Origin of the sequence: Myroides sp. C15-4 (genome assembly GCF_050522745.1) — a bacterium.
GTDB lineage: Bacteria > Bacteroidota > Bacteroidia > Flavobacteriales > Flavobacteriaceae > Flavobacterium.
Genome location: NZ_JBMVQX010000070.1, coordinates 1 through 4,050 on the forward strand (window position 1 = coordinate 1; position 4,050 = coordinate 4,050).

The following is a 4,050-nucleotide window of genomic DNA, read 5'->3' on the forward strand; positions in this document are numbered from 1 at the left end:
GCAATGTTGAAGATTAGTAATTCTATTCAACATTTGTGCTAAAAGTCGGCTCCATCGCCAATTTGCCAAACGTTAGCTGCAAGGCTACACAACACCGCTAATAGACAAACATCCCTTGAAATAATAGGGAGCTGACCCGATTAAGGTGTCAGCCCCTACTAAAAAAATTCTACTCAACACCTAACTGTAATTTTGCAGAACTAAGATGAATTTCATCTTGTGTTTCTAAAGCAAAATATCCATAAGCTAAAGGTGCGGCAGCAGCTCGCTCAACTGCTTGTTCAAACAGTTTATCCCATACTTCTCCACCTTGTTTTTCGTATGCCGAAATTAAATTTTTCAGACTTTCTACACCAAAAACAGTGACGTGACCTGAAAAATCTTGTGCTATATCGCTGACTTGTGCTGTTGACCAATCAATAATTCCACACAATTCTCCATTGATATGAGTAAGGGTGTGACCTGCATACAAATCACCGTGAATGAATTTTGTAAAATTCGGCCATAAGGCATCATTATCCACCCATTTTTGGTATCGATTTTCTAATTCGGTACTTATACCTAATTCAGATTTCACCAAAAGCAATCTTTCTGAAATCTCATTTCTGGCTTGTTCTGCCGTCAACACTTTTAATCCGTTACTAAGAACCTCTTGCGTTGGAATGGAATGAAGTTCAACCAAAACCTTCGCCAACGATGGAATGTAAAGTTCGCTGTCTTTAGCCATATTCCAAGTTACTTCATAGGTCTCAGTATCATAAGTTAGTGCAGGCTTTCCATCAAGCAAAGGATAGGCTACAAGTTCTTCATTAGCTATACGCCAGTCAGGAACTTGTACCGAAAGGTATTTCGACACCAATTGAAGAATACGTTTCTCATTCGCAATCTGTTCGCCTAAGTCTGTTCTTCTTGGGATACGCAACAACCACTTTGTCCCATCCTTATCTGTAGCGAAACCAACCTTAAAGTCAATTCCCATATCGTTAAAACTCATTTCATCCGAAAGAAATAAACCATTTCTTTCCGCTAATTTTTGAAAATCTCTATTTTTCATTTTTTAAACTTTTTTGATTTTACCTAATAGCATTAAGTTGCGAGTGCTAAACGAAAGAATACCCACAACGATTGCCAAACAACCGCTTATGATAAACGTACTATTTACACCAATAACTTCTGCAATTAGACCTGTGAATAATAAACCGATTACACTTGGCAAAACTGCCAAACTGTAATAAAGTGAAAATACACGTCCTAATTTTTCAGGACTTACCTCTGTTTGTACAATTGCTGTAAAACAGCCATTGAAAACGGACAGACTGATACCGCCAATGGCTGTTACCATCACAAATCCTACAAACCAACTTGCAGGTAATACACCACTCAAAATAAATGTAAGTCCCAATAATACATACATAACATTGACTGCGACTACTTTTGAGCCTTTTAATTTGAAAATACTCAGGATGACACCGCCAATAAGCATACCTCCGCCCCAAACCACTTCTACAATTCCCATCTCCCATTTTCCTCCTGCATAATGCCCTGTTGTAAGCAACGGAAACATAATAGCAGCTGGCATTATAACAAAGGTTATCGCCATTGCATAAAGAAAAAGATAACGCAAACCTTTGTTTTTGGAAACAGTCTGAAACCCTTCAGAAAATTCTGTAGCAATAGAATGTGCAGACGATTTTGACTTCGCAACCACATTGGGAATTTTCACCATCACGAGTGAAAGAATAGCCAGCAATGCTCCAATCAAATCCAAGTACAATACTTTTGAAATGGGAAGATACGCAATGGCTAATGTGCCAATGGCAGGACCACCAATACTGCAAACCGAATGTAACACCTGATTAATTCCTGCTACCTTTATCAATTCATTTTGGGGTACAATCAGCGGAGCTATTGCCTGTAGTGCTGGAGCGTGAAAAGCATTACCAACAGAGCGTAAACCCAATAAAATGTAAATCCATATCAGATTAACATTTTCATTTTGTAGAATGACGAGTAACACAAGGGCACAGACAGCTATAAAAGCATCCGAAAAAATCATTACATATTTACGATTGAGACGGTCAACATATACCCCTGCAATTAAACCTACCAATGCCTGGGGCAACATTGCTGCTATTCCAGCGTAGGCTAAAACTTCGGCTGAATTGTACTCCAGACTAAGCCATATAACAATAGCGAACTGAACTGCATAACTTGTAAGCATTGAAGCAAACTGTCCAGCCCATATAAACATATAGGTCTTAAACCATTTACGGTTTTCCATAAAAACTTGATTAAATGATACAACAAAATAATTGTAGTATAATACTAAATAGTACTATACCATAAAAGTGGGTTTGAAGAGAATAACCCTATTATTTAATCCAAGGCTTGCTGAAATACATAAAATGTGAATTATTTGAATACAAAGATACTAAAAATTCCTTCACATAATAACTAAGCTTTCGTCTTGCCCGGAGGGCACGAGATGAAAGCCCGTTGAACGGAACCGTAGGAAGCTAATAAAGTATTATGGAGTTTTCGAAGTGCAGCTTTAAGATATACGAGCAGTAATTTTACGATTACTGCTTTTTTTTATGTTTGTTTTTACTTTTTTACACTGTTTTTCGATGCAAAAAAGCACAAGTTCCCTTACCCGTAAAAGTTAATTCACAGGCGCAAGTTTATTTTCGATAAGATAGGCTTTCGGTGGTCCTCTTTGCCCAAAAACATGCAAGGTAATCAGATTACCGACTTTACAGCAATAGCATTTTTTATGTTGCGTTTTGGGTTCAATTATTGGGCGTACAACATTTAACTCTTTTTGTAATTGCTGGAGCTTTCCGCGTTTCCAACTGCTGCTTAGAATTCCGTAATGTCTGATTCGCACAAAGCGTTTGGGTAAAATATGTAAGCTAAATCGTCTTGCAAATTCTTCGTTTTTTAAGGTGAGTTGCTTGGTTTTACTGCCGTCTTTATAATCTTTATAATTAATAGTAACCTCGTGATCGGTTACGTTCTTTATCCGATGATTGCTTATCGCAACCTTGTGCGTATATCTGCCTAAATATTCAATCACTTGCTTTGGCCCACCAAAAGGTCGTTTGGCATAAACCACCCAATTCTTTTCAAACAAACCTTGTAAGAGTTGAGTATCCGCTAATTTTTCCTTGCGCAACAACGCTACATATTTGGCCCGAAAAACCTTACTCAAAGCTTTTACTGCAAACAAATATTTATCGGTTTTTATCTTGCGTTTCCAATTGCCATTTCTATCAATTCCACCGCCAGGAACAATGCAATGTAAATGCGGATGCAAACTCAAATTTTGTCCCCAAGTATGCAAAATGGCGATCATTCCCAATTGCAATCCTTCTGTTTTTCCAAATTGAGACATTGTAGCCCAAGTTGCTTCAAATAATATGCGATACATGATTTGCGGATGAGAAATCGCTAAACCATTGAGCGTATCGGGCAACGTAAATACCAAATGATAATACGAACAAGGCAACAAATCTTGCTCGCGAGCTTGTATCCATTCTTCACGTTTGTGCCCTTGACATTTGGGACAATGCCTGTTTCTACAACTGTTGTAACTGATGCTAATATTTCCACAAGCATCACAAGCATCTACATGTCCGCCCAAAGCTGCTGTTCTACATAAAGTCAATGCCCGTAAGGTTTTCTCTTGATGAACCGTAAAGTTTTGGTTGGACAAATCGACCTTTCTAAGCACATCGGCTACCTCCCACTGCGGCTGCATAAGGCAAAAACGGTATCTAATGGGCTGTGTACTTTTTGTTGTTCCAATTGGCAAACGTGCAGGTATTCCATTGTGGTTTCTACTCGTTCGTGTCCCATCAGTTTCTGAACCTGAAGAATATTCACGCCATCTTCCAACAAGTGTGTAGCGTAGCTGTGACGCAAGGTATGCGTGTGAACGTCTTTTAAAATTCCAGCTTTTCTACAAACCGACTGAATCGCCCATTGAACGCCACGTTGACTATAACGCGAATCAAATCCTTTGGCATCTTTGGTGTTGCCAGTAAATAA

General features: G+C 38.6%; 4 protein-coding genes. All 4 read right to left on the reverse strand.

Translation table 11 applies throughout. The features are described from left to right. Window positions 1-169: 169 nt before the first annotated feature. Complete coding sequence (mph, locus tag ACPDHL_RS16000) at window positions 170-1,054, reverse strand: Mph(E)/Mph(G) family macrolide 2'-phosphotransferase (RefSeq protein WP_286408797.1); 885 nt, start codon at window positions 1,052-1,054, stop codon at window positions 170-172. 3 nt (window positions 1,055-1,057) lie between these two features. Continuing rightward, window positions 1,058-2,281, reverse strand: a complete 1,224-nt coding sequence (gene mef(C) / locus ACPDHL_RS16005) for a macrolide efflux MFS transporter Mef(C) (protein ID WP_225540529.1) — start codon at window positions 2,279-2,281, stop codon at window positions 1,058-1,060. Between the two features lie 381 nt (window positions 2,282-2,662). Then, entirely contained in the window at window positions 2,663-3,760 is a 1,098-nt protein-coding gene (locus tag ACPDHL_RS16010; protein WP_131540136.1) for an IS91 family transposase, read from the reverse strand. Next, window positions 3,739-4,050 (reverse strand): tyrosine-type recombinase/integrase (locus ACPDHL_RS16015; protein ID WP_430533713.1); only part of this gene is annotated, 312 nt, incomplete at its 5' end. The genes ACPDHL_RS16015 and ACPDHL_RS16010, both read right to left, overlap by 22 nt.

What these genes read in the sequence shown, in the direction of transcription:
- mph (WP_286408797.1), bottom strand. Translation starts at nt 1,054, where the DNA reads ATGAAAAATAGAGATTTTCAAAAATTAGCGGAAAGAAATGGTTTATTT.
- ACPDHL_RS16010 (WP_131540136.1), bottom strand. Translation starts at nt 3,760, where the DNA reads ATGCAGCCGCAGTGGGAGGTAGCCGATGTGCTTAGAAAGGTCGATTTG.